Source organism: Vreelandella sp. H-I2, from assembly GCF_052959335.1.
Genome location: NZ_JBRAMC010000004.1, coordinates 237,113 through 256,661 on the forward strand (window position 1 = coordinate 237,113; position 19,549 = coordinate 256,661).

Sequence of the window (19,549 nt, forward strand, 5' to 3'; positions counted from 1 at the left end):
TTTTACGCCTAAAGTACGTACCAAAAAAAGCACCATCGCGTGGCGATGGTGCTGAGAAGATGTCTTAGTTACCCTAAGACGTCAACTCTGATTGGCAGGGAATGAGAACTCAGCCTGGGTTGCTTCACTGACCGATGGCCAGCGCTGGGAAACCGCCTTGCGGCGGGTATAGAAGCGCACCGAGTCCGGCCCGTAGGCGTGGAGATCGCCAAACAGCGAGCGCTTCCAGCCACCAAAGCTGTGGTAGGCCACGGGCACCGGGAGCGGCACGTTCACCCCGACCATGCCAACCTCGATACCATCGGTAAAGCGACGGGCAGCTTCGCCATCGCGAGTAAACAGGCAGGTGCCGTTGCCGTACTCGTGATCGTTGATCAGTTGCATGGCGTCATCCAGGCTACCCACGCGCACCACGCAAAGCACCGGCCCAAAGATCTCTTCCTGGTAGATGCGCATTTCGGCGGTGACGTTATCGAACAAGCAGCCGCCAACGAAATAGCCCTCTTCATAGCCTGGGACTTGAAGGTCACGGCCATCGGCAACCAGTGTCGCGCCAGCCTTTACGCCATCTTCGATGTAGCCGAGGACTTTATCCCGGTGCTCAGCGGTCACCAGCGGCCCCATATCCAGATCTCGCTTGGTGCCGGGGCCGACTTTTAGTTGGGCGATTTTGGGTAGCAAGGTTTCAACCAAACGGTTTGCGGTCTCGTCGCCCACGCATACCGCTACTGATATCGCCATGCAACGCTCGCCGCAGCTACCAAACGCTGCGCCCATTAATGTGTTGGCGGCGTTTTCCAAGTCGGCATCCGGCAGCACCACGGCGTGGTTCTTTGCACCACCCAAGGCCTGAACGCGCTTGCCCGCGGCGGAACCGCGCGAATAAATCGCTTCGGCAACCGGTGTTGAGCCGACAAAGGAAATGGCTTTAACAGCTTTGGCATCCAAGAGTGTTTCCACTGCTTCGCGACCGCCGTGAATCACGTTCATCACGCCTTTAGGCAGCCCCGCTTCTTGCAGCAGCTCTGCCACGGCCATTGAGGCGGACGGGTCTTTCTCCGATGGTTTGAGGATGAAGGTATTACCGCAGGCAATGGCCATGGGATACATCCACAGCGGCACCATGGCGGGGAAGTTAAACGGGGTAATGCCCGCCACCACGCCCAACGGCTGGAAATTGGACCAGGCATCAATGCCCGGCCCTGCGTTGTGGGAGTACTCGCCTTTTAACAGCTCCGGCACCCCGCAGGCGTACTCGACATTCTCGATGCCACGCTTGAGTTCGCCCATGGCATCTTCGGGGGTTTTACCATGCTCTTCACTGACCAGTTGCACCAAGCGGTTAGCGTTATCTTCGAGCAATTGCTTAAAGCGGTACATCACCTGGGCACGCTTAGCGGGCGGCGTATCGCGCCAGGCGGGAAACGCCGCTTGGGCGGCGGCAATGGCTCGCTCTACATCGGCGGCATTGGCATCCGCCACTTGGCGAATCACTTTGCCTGTGGAGGGGTTGGTGACATCCAGCGTACGCTTACTTTCAACTAACTCGCCGTTAATCAGATGGGAAACAACACTCATATTTAAACTCTCTGAAATTTAGGTCAGTCGGTTATGCCAACGACTCTTAGGCTAACGAATCCAGGGTGGTGGCCACGGCGTCGAACAAGCGTTCCAGCTCGGCCTCGGTAGTGCCAAAGGGAGGGCCAAACTGCAGCGTGTCGCCGCCGTAGCGCACGTAGAAGCCAGCCTCCCAAAGCGCCATATGAGCATCCCTTGGGCGAATAATGGGGTCGCCTTCCCGCGGCGTTAGCTGAATGGCACCCGCTAAGCCGTAGTTACGAATATCGACAACGTGATTGCGGCCTTTCAAGGCGTGTAGCTTCTGCTCAAATGTCGGCGCAATGGCACTGACCTGGGCGGGAAAGTTTTCACGCTCCATCATCTCAAGCGCGGCAAGCCCGGCTGCACAAGCCACGGGGTGGGCGCTATAGGTGTAACCATGGGTGAATTCAACCGCATGCTGAGGGCCACCAGCGTGCATAAAGGTGTCGAAAATCTCGCTGGAGGCGATCACCGCCCCCATCGGAATGGCGCCGTTGGTGATCTGCTTCGCCACGTTCATGATGTCCGGTGTCACGCCAAACGCTTCTGCGCCTGTGGTCGCGCCGCTGCGCCCAAAGGCGGTGATCACTTCGTCGAAAATCAACAGAATATCGTGAGCGGTGCAGATCTCGCGCAGCCGATCCAAATAGCCTTTAGGTGGCACAATCACCCCCGCCGAGCCGGACATTGGCTCAACAATCACCGCGGCAATGGTGGAGGCATCATGTAAGGCGATTTGATCGAGCAATGCATCGGCAAGCTCGGCACCAGTTTCCGCTTGGCCACGGGTGAAGGCGTGACCCGCTTGAAGAGTGTGCGGCAGGTGGGTTACATCCATCAACTGACCGTAGTGTTTGCGATTGCCCCCAATCCCACCCAGGCTGGTGCCGCCAATGTTGACCCCGTGATAGCCCTTGGCGCGGCCAATCATGCGGGTTTTCTCTGGCTTACCTTTTAGCCGCCAGTAGGCCTTGGCCATCTTCACCGAGGTATCGGCGGCTTCTGACCCCGAATTGGTGAAAAACACATGGTCAAGCCCAGCAGGCGTAAGACTGGCCACCTTTTCCGCCAGTCTGAACGCCAGCGGGTGGCCAATTTGGAAACCAGGCGCAAAGTCGAGGCTGCCTAGCTGCGCCGCTACGGCTTTCTGGATCTCTTCGCGGTTATGCCCCGCGCCGCAGGTCCACAGCCCGGAAAGCGAATCGAATAACTTACGACCCTGGTCATCTATGTAGTAGCGCCCTTCCGCCCCGGTAATCATGCGCGGGTTGGCACGAAAATCTCGATTCGAGCTAAACGGCATCCAGTAGTGCTGATTAAGTGCCGTTTTAGAAGATACCTTCTCCATAGAAGAGCTCGATGCTTCAGGCTTCGTATTGCTTTTTATTCCAAACATGCTGTCCAGCTCCATCGCTATAAGACTTGGTCTCAGCATGCGCCAGCAAACACGTTTATAAAATTATGCTTTTCTTTTGTTCACGTTAGAAAATCTATACGTAACAAGGCATCTTGACATGCTTATCGACCTTGACGCCGGTTAAAAAAACACCTAATCATTATATTTATACGAATAAATACAACAAATATATGGAGCACACCCAACCGATAATTGGCACCAATATCGTTGCTTCCAAGAAGCACGCTGTTGGTAGCTGCGTACTGAAAATAACGCTCACAAACTCAACATAAACAATTCACTATGCACATAGGGCAAACTCGCTATGAAGTATTTAACTCCCCTCAAGCTGTCGATTTACAGCGTCATGCTTTTCAGTTTCCTTATGCTGGAAAGCCCCGTCATTATGTTGGCCAACCGAATAGAGCCCATGTTGATGGGCATCCCCTTCCTATTGGTATGGAACTTGTTTTGGTGGTTTGTTCTAACGGCGCTTTTTTTGGTGGCTTATTTCACCAACTGGGGCAGCCCAACATCAGATCATGAAGGCGCCACTAAACAACACTAAGACGGGGGATTAAACATGACCGGCAGTCTATTAATTATTGCGGCGTTTATGATTATCCCCTTGATGGTGGGGGTCTTATCAGCACGTCAATCGCAAGAAACCAGTGAAGACTTTTTTGTTCAAGGCCGCGCCATGGGCAGTATTGCGGTATTTTTCACCGTGGCGGCGACATGGTGGAGTGCGTTTGCTTTCCTAGGCTCTAACGCCACTTTCTATACCAATGGGCCGGTATTTCTTACCGCGCTAGCCTGGAACCTGCTGTTTGGTTTTATGTACTACTGGATCGGTAAACGGGTTTGGTTTTTAGGCAAACGATTCAACTATTTGACACCTTCGGATTTAATTGGTGACTTTTATAATAGCGAGGCGCTGCGCATTACCGTTGCCGCTATTACACTGCTTTTTACCGTACCCTATCTACAGATACAGCTAACGGGCGGCGCCTACTTAATCGAAGTCGCCTCTGGTGGGTTGATTCCTTTCTGGCTCGCCGCGCTGCTGTTCTACTTCATCATTATTATTTACGTATGGATTGGCGGCATTCGTGCTATCGCCTGGACCGACGTTATTTATGGGGCTCTGCTGTTCTTCGGCATGATGTACGCAGGCTTCTATATTTCAACCCAGGTAGGCGGTCCAACTGCCCTATTTAGCCAGCTTCAGCAAACATCTCCCGAACACCTCACCATGCCAGGGCCTAACGGCACAATGGGATATCCTATGTGGTTCTCGCTGTTCGCCATTACGGCTATTGGTGCTTTTATGGGCCCACAAATCTGGTTGCGCATGTACTCGGTCAAACATGGCAAGCTGTTTAACTTAATGCCCTTTTTACTTGGTTTAGCCGCCTTTGCCTATGTGGGTTCGGTACTATCTGGCTACTCCGGCGTGCTGCTTGAGCCCAATGTAGAAAATCCCGATCAAATTCTGCCCATCATGCTGATGGAGTACGCCCCCTACCTGCTTGCCTCGCTGATTATGGCGGCGGGCGCGTCTGCTGCTATGTCTACAGCGAATTCGCAGATTCATGCAGTTTCCACCGTAGTGACGATGGATATCTATAAGCGCTATGTGAACCGTGAAGCAAGTCAGGCACGGATCGTTTATATCGGTCGTTTATCGTTAGTAGGCTTCTCTCTGGCAGCTTATATCATGGCGCTAACCGTTCCCGGCGTGCTGGTGACTATCGGTATTGCTGCGCTAGCAGGTACCGCACAACTGGTTATTCCTACCATTGGCGCTATCACCTGGAAAAAAGCCCACCCCACTGCGGCTCTCGCTGGGCTATGGGCTGGCGTTGCCTGTGTACTACTGATGACCTTTGGCCCGCTAAGCGCCCCCTTTGGTTACCACGCGGGTATTTGGGGACTGTTGCTGAACACTGTGCTGTTTGTGGGCCTAAGCCATGGGCTGCATCGTCGCGATACAGCGGTAGTAGAGCGCTTTACCCAGGCACGCTACGACTATGATGTCGAGTACCACCCCGAGCGCTTGCCTGCATACACCCAAGAAACGACCAACGCCGCTAACTACAAATCAGGAGTGAGTTGATGGCTCAAGCCCCTGTTTCAAAGACAGTTTCAAACACTGGTTCAGCCTCACGGCGCCGACCCAAGCTTGCCGAGCTGATTAGCGATGATATCAAGCGCTGGATTGCTGCCGAGTCTTTGGGAGAAGGCGACCGACTGCCGAACGAAAAAGCGCTTATGGAGCTTTACGGTAGTGCCAAGGCGACGGTGCGAGAAGCGCTCAAGATTCTTGAGGTTGAGGGGCTAGTCACTTTAAAAACCGGCCCTAAAGGGGGCGCGGTGATCAACCAACCGGGGATGGAGCCCGCCAGCCGCATGCTGCGTAACTTTCTGCATTTCCAGCAACTGGATGGCAAGCAAGTTTACCAGTTGCGCAAGCTGTTGGAAGTAGAGCTAGCGGCATCAGCAGTGGGAAGGCTCACCGAGCACGATTTCCAGGAGTTGGAAGCCAATATGTCGGCCTGTGCCTGCTGCGCGAGTAATGAAGAGGATCACCGACACCAGCGCTTTTTGGAGCTCGAATTTCACCAACTGCTTGCCCGTGTCTGCCCTAACCCTTTGCTAGCGTTTATGTGCCAGTTTTTAAACGACATGCTGCGCGACTTGGTGGTGATCAAAAAAGCTTACGTTCCCGAACGTAAGCAGTTCGATCACGCCAATCAGGACTACCACCGCCAGTTGGTGGAAGCCTACCGCGCTGAAGATACTCAGCGTGTGCGTCAGGTAATGGCAGAACATATGGCCGATGCAGAGCACCACATGAGCGCGCTGGAAGCGGAAATGGCTGCGCAGATGCTGATCAGCAACGATTCTCCCAATATTCAGATCCATCGATCCAAGCTACATGACTTACCAACGGAAAACCTGTCCGTTTAACCTTGCGAGGATACTGAGATGAACACCTACGTTTCGCCAACATCTGATATCACCAGCCTACGTACAGACAGTGACCGCCTCTGGGAAGCGCTAATGGAGATGGCCAAGCTGGGCGCCACCCCTAAAGGCGGCGTCAATCGTCAGGCACTTACCGACCTAGAACGCCAAGGGCGCGACCTGTTTATCCAGTGGTGCCGTGCCGAGGGCTGCACGATTCGCATTGATAATATCGGCAATATCTTTGCCCGCCGAGAAGGCAGCGACCCCAACGCCAAAGCGGTGATGGCAGGTAGCCATCTTGATAGCCAACCCACTGGCGGTAAGTACGACGGCTGTTTTGGCGTGCTCTCCGGTCTGGAAGTAATTCGCACTCTTAACCAGCACAACATCACCACGCAATCCCCTATCGAAGTCGTCGCCTGGACTAACGAAGAGGGTTGCCGCTTCCCACCCTGCATGATGGGTTCCGGTGTGTTTAGTGGCGTGCTTGAGTTTGATGCCATGATGGCGCGCACCGACGCTGATAGCTTCACGGTAAGCGATGCACTGGACGCCATTCACTACCGTGGTAGCGATGAAATCTCACCAAACGAAATCAAAGCCTACTTTGAACCGCATATCGAGCAAGGCCCTATTCTTGAAGACACCGACACCACCATTGGCGTGGTTATCGGTGGGCTTGGCCAGAAGTGGTTTGATTTAACCCTGACCGGACTTGAAGCCCACGCAGGCCCTACGCCGATGAACCTACGCCGGGATGCCATGATGGGTGCTGCGGAAGTTACCCAAGCGCTCAACCGTATCGCCTTAGATCATCAGCCCCACGGGCGTGGCACGGTGGGCTGTATGACGCTGCACCCCGGTTCGCGTAACGTGATTCCCGGCCAGGTCAAAATGACCCTGGATATGCGCCATTGGGAGCCTGACGCGCTTGAGTCAATGGGCCAGGCCGTCACCGCCGCTGTTGAAGAGATTTGCCAACGCCATGGCCTTGAATACCACCTGGAACCCACTGCCAATTTCGCCCCTGAATACTTCGACAAAGCGTGCGTGGACGCAGTACGCCAAAGTGCAGAGCAGCTCGAGCTTTCCCATATGGATATCATCAGCGGCGCAGGCCACGATGCGATGTTTGTTGGTCGCGTTGCCCCTGCCGCGATGATCTTTATTCCCTGCAAGGATGGCATTAGCCACAACGAGATTGAAAGCGCCACACCGGAGCACGTTCACGCAGGCTGTAACGTTTTACTGCACGCCATGCTAAATGCTGCCGGTGTAGAAAGTGGGGAGTAACGATGGCTGACTCTTTTGAAACCCTGACAGCAGTCGACGCATTGACACGCTTCGGCGAGGGGTCGCTCTCGCCAGAAATGCTGGTCGATGACTGCTTGGCGCGCATTGCGCGGGATAACCCCAAGGTAAATGCGTTTACCTGCGTTAATGAGGTAGAGGCCCGGCGTTTGGCAGCAGAATCCGCACAGCGCTGGCAAGCAGGGGCGCCGCTTGGTCCACTGGACGGCGTTCCTGTCACCATTAAGGATTTAACCTTAACCAAAGGCCTGCCTACACGGCTGGGCTCGACGACCACGTCACCGGATGGCCCTTGGGAGGTGGATGCACCGATCAGCCGACATCTACGCAATGCCGGGGCTATCGTAATCGGCAAGACCACCTCACCAGAGTTTGGCTGGAAAGGCGTCACCGATAATCCACTTCACGGTATCACTCGCAACCCGTGGAATACGCAACTCACGCCGGGTGGATCATCGGGTGGCGCGGGGGCTGCCGCTGCGCTTAACCTGGGCCTGCTGCACCAAGGCAGCGACGCCGGGGGCTCTATCCGCATACCGTGCAGTTTTACCGGCACCTTTGGCATTAAACCGACCTTTGGCTGGGTGCCCCAGTGGCCCGCCAGCACCATGAGTACGCTCTCCCACTTGGGGCCAATGACCCGCACCGCGGTTGATAGCGCACTAATGCTTAGCGTAATGGCGCAGCCTGATGCTCGGGATGGCTACTCCGGCAATCCGCTTGGGCCGAACTGGCTAACCCCCCCTCCTGCAGATCTACGCGGCTGGCGAATCGCCTTTAGTGCTGACCTTGGCTATGTAGACGTAGCCCCCGATATTGCTAGGCGAGTTGCGGAGGTCGTTGGTCATCTCGAAGCGCTGGGCGCCACGGTGGAGCAGATTGATCCTGGCTTTAGCGATCCACTCAAGACCTTCAATACGCTCTGGTTTGCGGGAGCCACTCAAGCACTCGAAAAACTGGACGGGCAGCAGCAGGCGGCCCTCGACCCAGGCTTTCTGGATATCGCAAGGCGAGGTCAAGACGTATCGCTTTCCGCCTACCTTGCCGCCCGACGAGAACGTAGCGAATTAACAGCTCATATGGCGGCATTTCATGAGCAGTATGACTTGCTGGTCACGCCCACCATGCCCATTGCGCCCTTCGCTGCGGGCCACAACGTACCGCCGGGTGACCGCTATCGCGACTGGATGGATTGGACGCCGTTTAGCTACCCCTTCAATCTCACCCAGCAACCCGCCGCCTCGCTGCCTTGTGGGCTGGATAGCCAGGGGCTGCCGGTAGGGTTGCATCTTGTGGCAGGCAAATATCAAGACCTCAAGGTGCTGCATGCTGCCCAATTACTTGAACGCTACTTGCCGCCACTAACACCACCGGGGATGGCATAACCACACTGGTTGGCTACTTATTGACCAACTGCTTCCGCGCCAGCTCAGCAAACTGCCTGCGTGAGGGTTTAAAGCCCACTCCTGGCGGCCAGGCTAACCAAGCACCGGGCACCATAAAGCCGGGTAGCGTCTCGCGTACCCAAGCATTTAGCGCTTGTTCCGATACGGCCTCTCCGTGCCAATCGATAAACGCTACCGGGCGCTCCCCCCACTCGGGGTGGGGCACCGCCACCACTAGCGCCTGGGCGACGCTGGGGTGGTCGACCAAGCGCTGCTCGATAGCTTCCGGCTGTATATTCTCGCCGCCGGAGATAAAGCCGTTATCGAGCCGCCCCTCCACCACCAACGCGCCTCCCAAAGTAAAGTGCCCTTTGTCACGGGTAGCGAACCATCCCTCACCGTTGAGGGCTGGATCAATCTCGCCATTATTCAAATAACCGCAGAACAAGGTTTCGCCGCGTACCTGTATCTCACCCTCAACCACCCTCACTTCACGGCCTGGCAGCGACCTACCGACGACGCCCGGCGAGGTGGGTATGCCAGTGCATACCTGGCTGGCCATCTCGGACAGCCCATAGCTAACTTTCGGTGTTAGCCCCAGCGATGTCATCTTCGCCACCAGCGGGGCGGGAATCGCCGCGCCGCCCAGCAGCAGTTCGCGCAATTGAGTACGCTGGGGCGTAAAACCTGCCTGCAACAGCCGCCACAGCTGGGTCGGCACCAGAGAAAGGTGGGTGATTGACTGCTGCTCAAGGCGCGCGGGAAGTGTTTGCGGAGCATCATCAAGAATCACCCGCCCCCCGGCAAGAAAAACACGAAACGGGATAGCGTAGCCGCCAATATGAAACAGCGGCAGCGAGAGCAGCCAGCCACTGTTTTGATCAACGGGAATAAACGATGCTGAACCACGCGCGGAAGCCAAATGATTGGCCACGCGATGCAGCACCGCCTTGGGCGTACCGCTGGAACCGGAAGTAAAAATCGTGTTGCAAAGCTGGTTGCTATCAAGCACCGGCGACGAGCTCACCTCGGTTTCTGAGAGAAAATCGAGAATGACCGGCACAAGCTCCGAGGGATAAGCATTGTCACTCTCCGGTTGGCAGACGCGATCAGCCTGAAGTCGCTTGGCCAGACCCAACTGCTGGGTTACGGGAAACGCGGGATTGAGCGGACAGAAAATCAGCCCGGCGCGTAAGCAAGCCCAGGCGAGCAGCAAGGAATCAAGCGAGCCTTTGGCGGGAACCACTAGCCGACCCCCGGGCACGAACCCTTGCCGCGCCAACTGCTGTGCTAACGACGCTACGCGGCGATCGAGCGTGCGATAATCAAGGCATACAGAGCCAGCCTCTATGGCGATTTTCTCAGGGGTCTCTTTAGCCCAGACGTGTATGGGGCAGGTATCGATCACGCTGAGTGCTCCTGTTGATGCTATGAGGGTTTTATATCGACGAGGCCCGATAGAGACAGCACAGTGAGTGTGTCATCACTTCGCCCGAGACATGGATAACCCGCGCCGTCAGCCACTGGCCTGTGTCCAGCCCCGGCGGTTCATTGGGCGCCCATTCGCTGGCTAACCGGCCCAGCAGTCCAAGGCCCAGATCGGATTCAAAGCTCGAGGAAATCACCACGCGCAGGTTGTCTTCGCTTGCTCGCTGAACGAGTGCTTCGCAGGCGGTTAGCGAGCCGATTAACGTGGGTTTAATGACCAGCGCTTTTAGCTGCGGGTGACATTGCCACGCATCCCCGCGGGAAAGCGTTTCATCCAGCGCCACGCCAACCGCCGTGGCCTCCGCGACCGCGATGGTGTCAGCAAAGCTAGCACAAGGCTCTTCCAGGTAGTCGATCTGTTCCAGAGTTAGCTGCTCGCAGAAGCGCTGGGCGTCTGCCCGTGTCCAGCCAGCGTTGGCATCCAGAATCAGTTGGGTGGTGGGGAAGCGCTCGCCAAGCTGTTCGATCAGCGCCAGTTCCTCTGCCATGGCGTAGCGTGCCACCTTGAGCTTGAGTCTTTTCGGCGGCGACGCCTGCCAATGGGAGTCTGAAAGCGACGGCATCAGAGACGCGGGCGTGCCCTGAAGCAGCGGATAAGGCGGCAAAGGGGCAGGAAGATCAGCGGGCCACGCGCGCTGGGCGCAGTCGAACCCAAACTGCACCGACGGTAACGCCGGGCAGATGGTGTCGCCGCGCTTTAATGCAGCCAGGCAGGCAAGGCTCTCCGCTTCTGCTTGCGCCAGGGTTTCCATCGAGAAGCCAGGCAGCGGCGCGACCTCGCCCCACTGCCCATTGATGGAAACCAGCAGCCCTTCCCGGCTCTTGAGCCTATGCCCTTTAAACATCAACGTCTGACGAAACGGTAGGGAGTAGCGGTAAAGCGCCAGCTGCATTAAGGGTTACGCGGATAGCGGGAAAAATCCGGGCGACGCTTCTCGTTAAAGGCGTTACGCCCCTCCTGCCCCTCTTCGGTCATGTAGTAGAGCATGGTGGCATTGCCTGCCAGTTCCTGTAGACCGGCCTGGCCATCGCAGTCGGCATTGAGGGCGGCTTTTAGGCAGCGCAACGCCATGGGGCTGTGCTGTAGCATCTCGCGACACCAGCGCACGCTCTCTTTTTCAAGCTCGCCCAGCGGTACCACATGGTTGACCAGCCCCATTTCCAGCGCTTGGGCGGCACTGTATTGGCGGCACAGAAACCAGATCTCCCGGGCCTTTTTCTGGCCCACAATGCGTGCCATATAGGAGGCACCGTAGCCACCATCAAAAGAGCCTACCTTGGGGCCCGTCTGGCCGAAGACGGCGTTGTCGGCCGCAATGGTCAGGTCGCACATAAGATGCAAAACGTGGCCGCCGCCGATAGCGTAGCCCGCCACCATGGCGACCACCGGCTTGGGGCAGGTGCGAATATCGCGCTGGAAATCCAGCACGTTGAGGTGGTGGGTGCCCTCTTCATCCTGGTAACCGCCATAGTCACCGCGAATGCGCTGATCACCGCCGGAACAAAACGCTTTGTCACCTGCGCCCGTGAGCAAAATGGCGCCAATGGCGCTGTCGTGACGGGCGCGATTAAGTGCTTGAGCCATCTCGCTGACCGTTAGCGGGCGAAAGGCGTTGCGTACCTCGGGGCGATTGATGGTGATGCGTGCAATGCCCTCGGCACTGGTGTGGTACAAAATATCTTGATAGCCATCGGAGCGATCCTGCCACTCGATTGGGGCATAGAGTTCCGTTTCATTGAGTCCGTTGATCATGCCTGTCTCTTTTTTATCTGTCAGGGATAAGGTGAGGACAGTAAGCCGTTTAGCTAAAAAAGCCCGCCACGACTATGCCCAAGGCTACAATGCTTAGCAGCGCAGCCCCACCGTACATCAGTTTTTTGTTAAGTGCGTCATTGCCCACGCTGATATCAAACAGCCCATGGCGCAAGCGGTGGGCGGCATGAAATAGCGGTAGGCAAACCACCGCGCCAACAAACAGAAAGCCCGATACGCTAAACAGCAGCGTTGATGCTCGCTCATAGCTCAGCGCATCGGCGGGCAGTAGGCCAAGGGGCAATAAAATCGCTATAAATAAAATCACGGCGGGTAGCAAGACGGCAAAACAGACGCCGCCCGCGCTAAACAGCCCCCACCAAAGCGGCTCATCAAAGGCCTGTTTGTGCTGACTGCGTTGCTTGTTCATGGCTATTTTTTCCATGTTTATGCCCTCCCCAATAGCCAGAAAAACAGCAGCGCGACCGCGACTACACCTGCCCATTGCCCAGCAACAATGGCTTGGTCAGGAAGGCTGTGCCCGGCGATACGCAGCGGCATTACCCGCGGGAATAGCACAAAGAAGGTGGCGGCGTGAAACAGGCTGGCGGCCAACGCAAGAAGATTCAGCACGAATACAATGGGGGAACGCATAAAGGCGATCCACCCTTGCCAGCTCTCTGCCCCTTGAAGAAGTGCAACCATACCGGCGAGTAAACAGAGCGTGAAGAAAACCAGCGGCAATACTGTGGCTTCGCGCAGCATGTAGAGTTTAAAAAAGCGGTGCTTGAGCCACCAGTTGCGTTTCAGTGGCGGCAGGCGTTGCGATGATAGTTTATCCACGACTTCTCCTCCCTTAACCTTTAAACAGCGCAATAAGCGTGTGTTTGGCCGCCTCGACCTTACCCTGATTCACCGCAGCGGCCGGGTCGACGTGCTTGGGGCACACCTTGGAGCAAAAGCCCACAAAGGTGCAGCTCCACACCCCTTCGTGGCGATTGAGCTCCGCCATGCGCTGCTTCTTGCCGTGGTCGCGGCTATCCAGGTTGTAACGGTGGGCCAGCGTTAGGGCCGCCGGGCCAAGGAACTCAGGATTAAGTCCAAACTGCGGGCAGGCGGAGTAGCAGAGGCCGCAATTAATGCAGTTAGCGAACTGCTTGTAGCGGGCGAGCTGTTCGGGTGACTGCTGATAGGTTTCCGGCGCCTGCGGGTCATACGGCTTTACCGGATTGTCATCGATCAAATAGGGCTTAACCGCGGCCAAGTGCTCAAGGAATATTTCCATATCCACCACCAGATCCCGCTGTACGGGGAAGTGGGATAGCGGCTCGATGCGGATATCACCGTCATAATCACGCAAAAAAGTTTTGCAGCCGAGCTTGGGAATGCCGTTAACCATGACCCCACAGGAGCCACAAATCGCCATGCGGCACGACCAGCGGTAGCTCAGCGTGCTATCGAGCTGCTCTTTGATATGGTTGAGGGCATCCAGTAGCGAGGTACTGTCGTCCACCGGTAACTCGTACTGCTGCCAGAAGGGTTCAGCCGAGCTGTCTGGCAGATAGCGTTTGACGCTAACTTGTTTGGTGCTGATCTGCTGGGTGTTCATACCTTGCCCCCCTTGCCCGCATCGCCATAGGCCCGCTCAGCCGGTGCGGAAAACCGGACATCGACATCCTGCCAGTGCAACTCGGCATTGGCTTCGCCTTGATAGAACACCTGGCTATGTTTGAGGTAATTAACGTCATCGCGTTTCTGCATGCCTTCATCCAAGCGCTGATGAGCACCGCGGGATTCACGACGCTCCAGAGCACTCAGACATGAGGCCTCGGCAATATCCAGGCCATACCCAAATTCGATAAACTCAAGCAGCTCGGTATTGAATATTTTGCTGGTATCGTTAACGCGAACCTTGTCGTAGCGCGCTCGTAGCTGGCGGATGGTATCAAGCGATTCCTGCATGCCCTTTTCAGTGCGATAAATACCGCAGCCGCTCTCCATAGCCTGAACCATGGCGTGCTTGAGTTCTACCCAGTTCTCCCCACTGCCGGTTCCGTCACAGAGGCGCAGTAGCTTGGCTTGCTGACGATCACCCTGAGCTTCCAGCAAGCGCATATCGGCCCACTCGGTTTGCGCCGCGCGTTGACTTGCTTGCTCACCGGCCAAGCGGCCAAACACCAGTAGCTCGGTTAGCGAATTGGAGCCTAGCCGGTTGGCACCGTGAAGCCCCACCGAGGCGCACTCCCCAGCGGCGTATAGCCCGGCAATCGAGGTTTCACACTGTGGGTTGGTTTCAATCCCGCCCATGGTGTAGTGAACCGCCGGGCGAATGGGAATCGGCTCTTTCACCGGGTCGACATTGATATAGGATTTAGCCAGTTCGCAGATAAACGGCAAACGCTCTAAGATATATTTCTCACCCAGGTGACGCAGATCGAGATAGACCACGTCGCTATCGCCATACTTGCCGGTGCGGCCCGCCTGCTGCTCCTGCCAAAAGGCCTGGGAAAGTTTGTCCCTCGGGCCCAGCTCCATATACTTGTTTTCCGGCTTACCCAACGGTGTTTCCGGGCCTAGGCCATAATCCTGCAGATAGCGATAGCCATCTTTATTGAGCAAAATACCCCCTTCGCCCCGGCACGCTTCGGTAATTAAAATACCGGAACCGGGCAGGCCAGTGGGGTGGTATTGCACAAATTCCATATCCCGCAGTGCCACGCCGTGACGGTAGGCCATCGCCATGCCGTCGCCGGTGACAATGCCCGCATTAGTATTGAAGCGGAACAGGCGCCCTGCGCCGCCGGTAGCAAGAATCACCGCTTTAGCGCGCAGCAAGGTCAGTTCACCGGTGGCGATTTGCAGGGCTATCACGCCGATGACAGCCCCTTCATGAACGGCCAAGTCGACTACGAAGTACTCATCAAAACGCTCGATCTCAGGGTATTTCAGCGAAGTTTGAAACAGCGTATGCAGCATATGGAAGCCGGTTTTGTCGGCCGCGAACCAAGTGCGGGCGGTTTTCATACCGCCAAAGCGGCGCACCTGCACTTGACCATCGTCTTTACGGCTCCAGGGGCAGCCCCAGCGCTCCATCTGTACCAGCTCTTGATAAGCGTGGTGGACAAAGTAATCAACGACGCCCTGTTCAACCAGCCAATCCCCGCCTGACACAGTGTCGTCAAAGTGGGCCTGATGGGAGTCCTCGGCACTGGTGACGGCGGCGGCGCCACCTTCGGCGGCCACGGTATGAGAGCGCATGGGGTATACCTTGGAGAGCAGAGCAATACGCTGGGGTGTACCCTGCTCCTTGGCCTGCTCGGCCGCGCCAATGGCAGCGCGTAGACCTGCTCCTCCTCCACCCACAATAACGATATCGAAATCTCGCTGTTGCATAACGCTTCCTTCCGTTAGTCAGGTCGTAATGGCGATACTCTGCGGCGCCTTCTTCTTTTCAAATTACCATACCCCTAGCTGGCCGCGATTATTACTCGAAAGGAGTATTGACTTACATCAAGGAAGTTAAAAATTAAGTTATCGTTGCTTTTACCTTAATGCCGCACCGCTTACTCTTCAGAGCAATTACTGCCAGGCAGATAGCTGCCCACCAAGCGACAAAAGTAAATACGCTAAACACTGAAGAGAGGTACCGCATGACAACCAATGCCCAACCCTCACCGCGATGGAAACTACTAGCGCCGTTAGCAGTCGCTATTATTGTCGCGCTGATCCCCACTCCACCGGGGCTTGCGCCCCATGCGTGGTACTTCTTCGCCATTTTTCTTGGCTGTGTCGTTGGCTTGATTCTCGAACCCTTGCCCGGGGCGGTGGTGGGACTGGTCGGCGTTACGCTGGTGGCCCTGCTTTCGAGGTGGGTGCTGTTCTCTCCGGAGCAACTAGCATCTGACGGCTTTAATGCCGCCAACCAAGCATTCTCATGGGCCGTGTCGGGCTTTACCAACTCCACCGTCTGGCTAATTTTTGGCGCCTTTATGTTTGCCCTGGGTTACGAAAAAACCGGCTTGGGCAGACGGATATCACTCTGGCTGGTCAAGGCAATGGGTAAACGCACTTTAGCCCTGGGCTACGCTGTAATGATTGCCGATGGCATTCTTGCGCCCTTTACGCCTTCTAATACGGCGCGTAGTGCGGGTACCATCTACCCGGTAATTCGTAACCTGCCACCGCTTTACGACTCCCACCCTAATGATCCCAGCATGAAGCGCATGGGCAGTTTTCTTATGTGGACAGCGCTCGCATCTACCTGTGTGACAAGCTCACTATTTTTGACCGCGCTGGCACCCAACCTATTGGCTATCGCACTAACCGAAAGCACCACCGGTATCCGTATCAACTGGGGGCAGTGGTTCATAGCCGTCGTGCCGGTGGGCATTCTGCTGCTTTTACTGGTGCCGCTACTGAGCTATTGGCTATGTGCCCCAGAGGTGAAAGCGGGTAATGAAATTTCCGATTGGGCTGGAAAGGAGCTAACCAAGCTGGGTGCACTGACCCGGAATGAGATAATACTGGTCATGATGGTGGTCACTGCCCTATTGCTGTGGGTTTTTGCGGGCAGTGTTATCTCTGGGTCACTGGTAGGTTTATTGGTTATCTGCGGGATGCTGTTAGTGGGCATCGTGAGTTGGAAGGATATTCTCGATAATCATGCCGCCTGGAATACCTTTGTATGGTTTGCCACCTTGGTAGCGCTAGCAGGTGGACTGAGCCTAGTGGGTTTCGTTAATTGGTTTGGCAATGTGGTCGGCGGGCAGATCAGCCACTTCGACCCGCTGATGGCGATGGTGGCCCTGGTGGCCATCTTCTATCTACTTCACTATTTCTTCGCCAGCGTGACAGCGCACGTTACCGCCCTGCTGCCGGTGATTCTGGCAGCGGCATCGGGGATTGCCGGGTTGGATATGCAGATGTTTGTTCTGCTGCTACTTCCCACGCTGGGCTTTATGGGCATTCTCACCCCCTACGGCACGGGCCCAAGCCCCGTCTACTACGGCAGTGGCTATCTACCCAGCACACTCTTCTGGCGGCTAGGAGCAATCTTCGGGTTGCTATTTTTAGTGGTTTGGCTGGTGATCGGCCTACCCTGGTTAATGGTGATTAGCTGACCAGTGGTTTAGCCAAACGTTTGATACCAAGCGTTGAGCTGTTGTGAGATTTCACCAGGCTGTTCAGCATGAAGATTGTGCCCCCCGTCTAGCGTGATCTGGCGCAGACGGGGGGCCATCGTTTTTAGACGAGAAGCCAGCGTGAGGAACTTGGCATCCCGCAGACCCGAAAAATAGCTGACCGGTAGCGACGTGTTTGCCAGCCATGTCCATTGAGACGGTTGCTTGCCGAGTGATGTCGCACGCAGCATATTCGCGACAGCTGGCCCATGATTAGCAAGACGGCGTTGAATCTGCCGACGACGCTGGGCCTCGGTTAGGTCGGAAAACACCGGTTGCTGATACCAGTCAGTAAGTACACCCTCCATTGGTTCCTGCTCGAAACGTGTTGCCCAGCGTTCATCGTGGGCAATGCGGGCGGGTCGCTCGCTGGCAGCCAGCCCTGGATGGGCGCTTTCCAACCAGAGGGCGGCAAGACCTAATGGCTGACGGCTAGCATGATAAAGCGCCAAGCGCCCGCCCAGGGAGTAGCCCAGCAGGCAGTAGCAGCGAATACCGTGAGTCACCAATGTGTTAGTAAGCCAGTAGTGAAACGCCTCAAAAGAGGCTGTCTGGACGCTTTGATTCTCGCCATGGCCAGGCAAGTCCAACGTTAAGCAATCGACGCCTTCCAAGCCATCACTCACCCCCGCCCAGTCGTGGCGATCGCCCAGCAGGCCGTGCAGCATGACCAGGGTTGGCTTAGCTTGACTACTCATTCAGTCCGCCCCGAAGTGCGGCTCCTAACGCTGTCAGGTCATCGGCGACCTGCTGATGGGGTACGTTAACCTCGATCAACGTAACGCCCACCATTAGAGCTTGGCTATAGGCTGTCGCAAAGGCGTCCAGCGACTCTGGCGCAACGTAGCCAAGCCCAAACATCTTCGCCGCAAACTCGAAGCTCAAGCCGTGAGGCTGTCGATAATAGCGCTCCAGCAAATCACCCTCTTTAGGCACCGGCAGCATATGGAAAATACTGCCGCCATCGTTATTGAGGATAACCACCACCACTGGCTGGGTGGCTTGTTTCATCAACGCCAGGCTGTTGAGGTCATGTAGCGCGCTGGTATCTCCCAGCAAAATAGTAGTGGGTTCTTGGCGAGTGCAGCTAATGCCATAGCCAGTGGCAATCAATCCATCGATACCGGACGCACCGCGATTGGCAAATACCCGCAGCGGTGTTTGGCGATGCGTACCCAGCATATTCATAAGCCGTGCAGGCAGGCTGTTGCCTATAAACAGTTGCCCTTTAGCTAGCTGCGCTAGCTGGTGGCAGACACCCAACTCTGAGAATGCTATACAGAACTCCTCGATAAGCTGACTGGTGCGGCGCTGGAGGCTAGCCAATTGATGCCAAGGAGATTGCTCGGGAATCGTCGGCAAATCAGCGATAAAGTCGGCAGGCGAGCATATCAAACGGCGCTTAACACAGTAATCAGGGTCCAGCCGCTGAGGCTGCGGATCAACCAACCAGGCATCCTGCCACGACTGCTGGGCAATAAACTGGCGTAATCGCTTGGAAATCAGCCGACCGCCAAACTGTAGCAGCACCTCAGCTTTAGCAAGTTCAGCGCTGAAATCTTCGTCATGCAGCGCCAGGTCAAAATGAATTAGATTTTGAGGATCAAAATGGATCTGGCTCTGCACATCCGCTAACAGCGGCCAACCCAACTGCTTGGATAGCTCAACAATCTGCTGCGCCTGTTGGGAGTCATTAACAAGGTCTTCAACTCTCTTTTCAACTCTGTCTTCAACCCTGCCAACAACAATCAGGCCGCGCTGCTGGGCAAGCGCTTCCCACTCGCTGTTGAGCGCTGGAACCGCAGCACTGACCTGCCATGCACTCCAAGGTTTGGAGGCGGTTAACCAGTTCCCCAGCGGAGCGAGATAGTCGCTGGCATCCACCAGGCAACAGCCGGGGTAAAGCGGTTCGCGGTATCGGCAGTTAATGTGGATGGGTCCAGGGGAGCGGCGCTGTTGATCAATGGCTTGATCAAGCGTGCTGAGGAGAAACGCGGCTTTGATGTCAGCGTCTGGCGACGGCAGGTCGTGATAGGCAATGGTGTGGCGCGAGAAAATATCGCGCTGATCAATCGCCTGGTTGCTGCCGTTATCCAGTAGCTCAATGGGGCGGTCGGCAGAGAGCACAATGAGCGGCACGCCGAGCAGCTTGGCCTCTATCACCGCCGGGTAAAGGTTCGCCACGGCAGTGCCTGAGGTGGTGATAATGACCACCGGACGCTGACTGCCCCGGGCAATACCCAGCGCCATAAACCCCAGCCCACGCTCGTCAAAGTGGCAGTGGGAGTGCAGCCCGGGATGTTCGCTGGCGACCATGGTCAAAGGTGATGAGCGGGAGCCTGGCGCCAGCACTACGTCGCGGACACCCAAGCGGTAGAGTTCTTCCAGCATTAGCGCCGCCCACACATGATTAAAGGTGGCGTGCTTTTTCATAAAGCCGCTCGATGTCGGTGCTGTCATC

17 protein-coding genes are annotated in these 19,549 nt (G+C 56.2%); 6 read left to right on the plus strand and 11 right to left on the minus strand.

Translation table 11 applies throughout. The annotated features are described in order from the left end of the window. Positions 1 to 81: 81 nt before the first annotated feature. Together ACUVOF_RS11885 and ACUVOF_RS11890 are read right to left on the minus strand one after the other, a co-directional pair. Positions 82 to 1,578: a CoA-acylating methylmalonate-semialdehyde dehydrogenase gene (locus ACUVOF_RS11885; RefSeq protein WP_447044552.1), complete on the minus strand. Its 1,497-nt coding sequence runs from the start codon at positions 1,576 to 1,578 to the stop codon at positions 82 to 84. Positions 1,579 to 1,624: 46 nt separating this feature from the next. Further along, a complete protein-coding gene (locus ACUVOF_RS11890) occupies positions 1,625 to 2,998 on the minus strand; it encodes an aminotransferase class III-fold pyridoxal phosphate-dependent enzyme (RefSeq protein WP_447044553.1) in 1,374 nt (457 codons plus the stop codon). A gap of 325 nt (positions 2,999 to 3,323) precedes the next feature. Here ACUVOF_RS11890 and ACUVOF_RS11895 point away from each other — a divergent pair, with 325 nt between their 5' ends. Genes ACUVOF_RS11895 through ACUVOF_RS11915 form a run of 5 tightly spaced genes read left to right on the plus strand, consistent with a single transcriptional unit; the run spans position 3,324 to position 8,667 of the window. Beyond that, positions 3,324 to 3,566 (plus strand): hypothetical protein, encoded by a 243-nt coding sequence (locus ACUVOF_RS11895; RefSeq protein ID WP_447044554.1) that lies wholly within the window; start codon positions 3,324 to 3,326, stop codon positions 3,564 to 3,566. 15 nt (positions 3,567 to 3,581) lie between these two features. Next, the gene (locus ACUVOF_RS11900; protein ID WP_447044555.1) at positions 3,582 to 5,117 is read left to right on the plus strand and encodes a sodium:solute symporter family protein; all 1,536 of its coding nucleotides are present in this window, start codon (positions 3,582 to 3,584) and stop codon (positions 5,115 to 5,117) included. Then, complete coding sequence (locus ACUVOF_RS11905) at positions 5,117 to 5,971, plus strand: FadR/GntR family transcriptional regulator (protein ID WP_447044556.1); 855 nt, start codon at positions 5,117 to 5,119, stop codon at positions 5,969 to 5,971. The genes ACUVOF_RS11900 and ACUVOF_RS11905 overlap by 1 nt, the downstream gene beginning before the upstream one ends. Positions 5,972 to 5,989: 18 nt before the next feature. Continuing rightward, a complete protein-coding gene (locus ACUVOF_RS11910; protein WP_447044557.1) occupies positions 5,990 to 7,264 on the plus strand; it encodes a Zn-dependent hydrolase in 1,275 nt (424 codons plus the stop codon). A gap of 2 nt (positions 7,265 to 7,266) precedes the next feature. Continuing rightward, positions 7,267 to 8,667, plus strand: a complete 1,401-nt coding sequence (locus ACUVOF_RS11915) for an amidase (protein ID WP_447044558.1) — start codon at positions 7,267 to 7,269, stop codon at positions 8,665 to 8,667. Between the two features lie 13 nt (positions 8,668 to 8,680). Here the strand turns inward: ACUVOF_RS11915 and ACUVOF_RS11920 are convergent, their stop codons facing one another. The 7 genes from ACUVOF_RS11920 to frdA are packed head-to-tail and all read right to left on the minus strand — an operon-like array spanning position 8,681 to position 15,301. Next, entirely contained in the window at positions 8,681 to 10,075 is a 1,395-nt protein-coding gene (locus ACUVOF_RS11920) for an AMP-binding protein (RefSeq protein WP_447044559.1), read from the minus strand. Positions 10,076 to 10,106: 31 nt separating this feature from the next. After that, positions 10,107 to 11,048: an o-succinylbenzoate synthase gene (gene menC, locus ACUVOF_RS11925; RefSeq protein WP_447044560.1), complete on the minus strand. Its 942-nt coding sequence runs from the start codon at positions 11,046 to 11,048 to the stop codon at positions 10,107 to 10,109. Continuing rightward, entirely contained in the window at positions 11,048 to 11,908 is an 861-nt protein-coding gene (menB, locus tag ACUVOF_RS11930; RefSeq protein ID WP_113269299.1) for a 1,4-dihydroxy-2-naphthoyl-CoA synthase, read from the minus strand. Before menB ends, menC begins: the two co-directional genes overlap by 1 nt. 49 nt (positions 11,909 to 11,957) lie before the next feature. Then, positions 11,958 to 12,338: a fumarate reductase subunit FrdD gene (gene frdD / locus ACUVOF_RS11935; RefSeq protein ID WP_447044561.1), complete on the minus strand. Its 381-nt coding sequence runs from the start codon at positions 12,336 to 12,338 to the stop codon at positions 11,958 to 11,960. A gap of 17 nt (positions 12,339 to 12,355) precedes the next feature. Continuing rightward, complete coding sequence (locus ACUVOF_RS11940) at positions 12,356 to 12,751, minus strand: fumarate reductase subunit C (protein ID WP_290702214.1); 396 nt, start codon at positions 12,749 to 12,751, stop codon at positions 12,356 to 12,358. 13 nt (positions 12,752 to 12,764) lie between these two features. Beyond that, a complete protein-coding gene (locus ACUVOF_RS11945; RefSeq protein WP_427028951.1) occupies positions 12,765 to 13,517 on the minus strand; it encodes a succinate dehydrogenase/fumarate reductase iron-sulfur subunit in 753 nt (250 codons plus the stop codon). Then, the gene (gene frdA / locus ACUVOF_RS11950; protein WP_447044562.1) at positions 13,514 to 15,301 is read right to left on the minus strand and encodes a fumarate reductase (quinol) flavoprotein subunit; all 1,788 of its coding nucleotides are present in this window, start codon (positions 15,299 to 15,301) and stop codon (positions 13,514 to 13,516) included. The genes ACUVOF_RS11945 and frdA overlap by 4 nt, the downstream gene beginning before the upstream one ends. A gap of 257 nt (positions 15,302 to 15,558) precedes the next feature. Between frdA and ACUVOF_RS11955 the strand changes: the two genes are divergently transcribed. Beyond that, positions 15,559 to 17,028 carry an anion permease gene (locus ACUVOF_RS11955; RefSeq protein ID WP_447044563.1) on the plus strand — a complete coding sequence of 490 codons (1,470 nt, stop codon included), beginning with the start codon at positions 15,559 to 15,561 and terminating at the stop codon, positions 17,026 to 17,028. An 8-nt stretch (positions 17,029 to 17,036) separates the two neighbouring features. Here ACUVOF_RS11955 and menH read toward each other — a convergent pair whose 3' ends face one another. Together menH and menD are read right to left on the minus strand one after the other, a co-directional pair. Further along, the gene (menH, locus tag ACUVOF_RS11960) at positions 17,037 to 17,786 is read right to left on the minus strand and encodes a 2-succinyl-6-hydroxy-2,4-cyclohexadiene-1-carboxylate synthase (RefSeq protein ID WP_447044564.1); all 750 of its coding nucleotides are present in this window, start codon (positions 17,784 to 17,786) and stop codon (positions 17,037 to 17,039) included. Next, positions 17,779 to 19,548: a 2-succinyl-5-enolpyruvyl-6-hydroxy-3-cyclohexene-1-carboxylic-acid synthase gene (gene menD / locus ACUVOF_RS11965; protein ID WP_447044565.1), complete on the minus strand. Its 1,770-nt coding sequence runs from the start codon at positions 19,546 to 19,548 to the stop codon at positions 17,779 to 17,781. Before menD ends, menH begins: the two co-directional genes overlap by 8 nt. Between the last annotated feature and the right edge of the window lies 1 nt (position 19,549).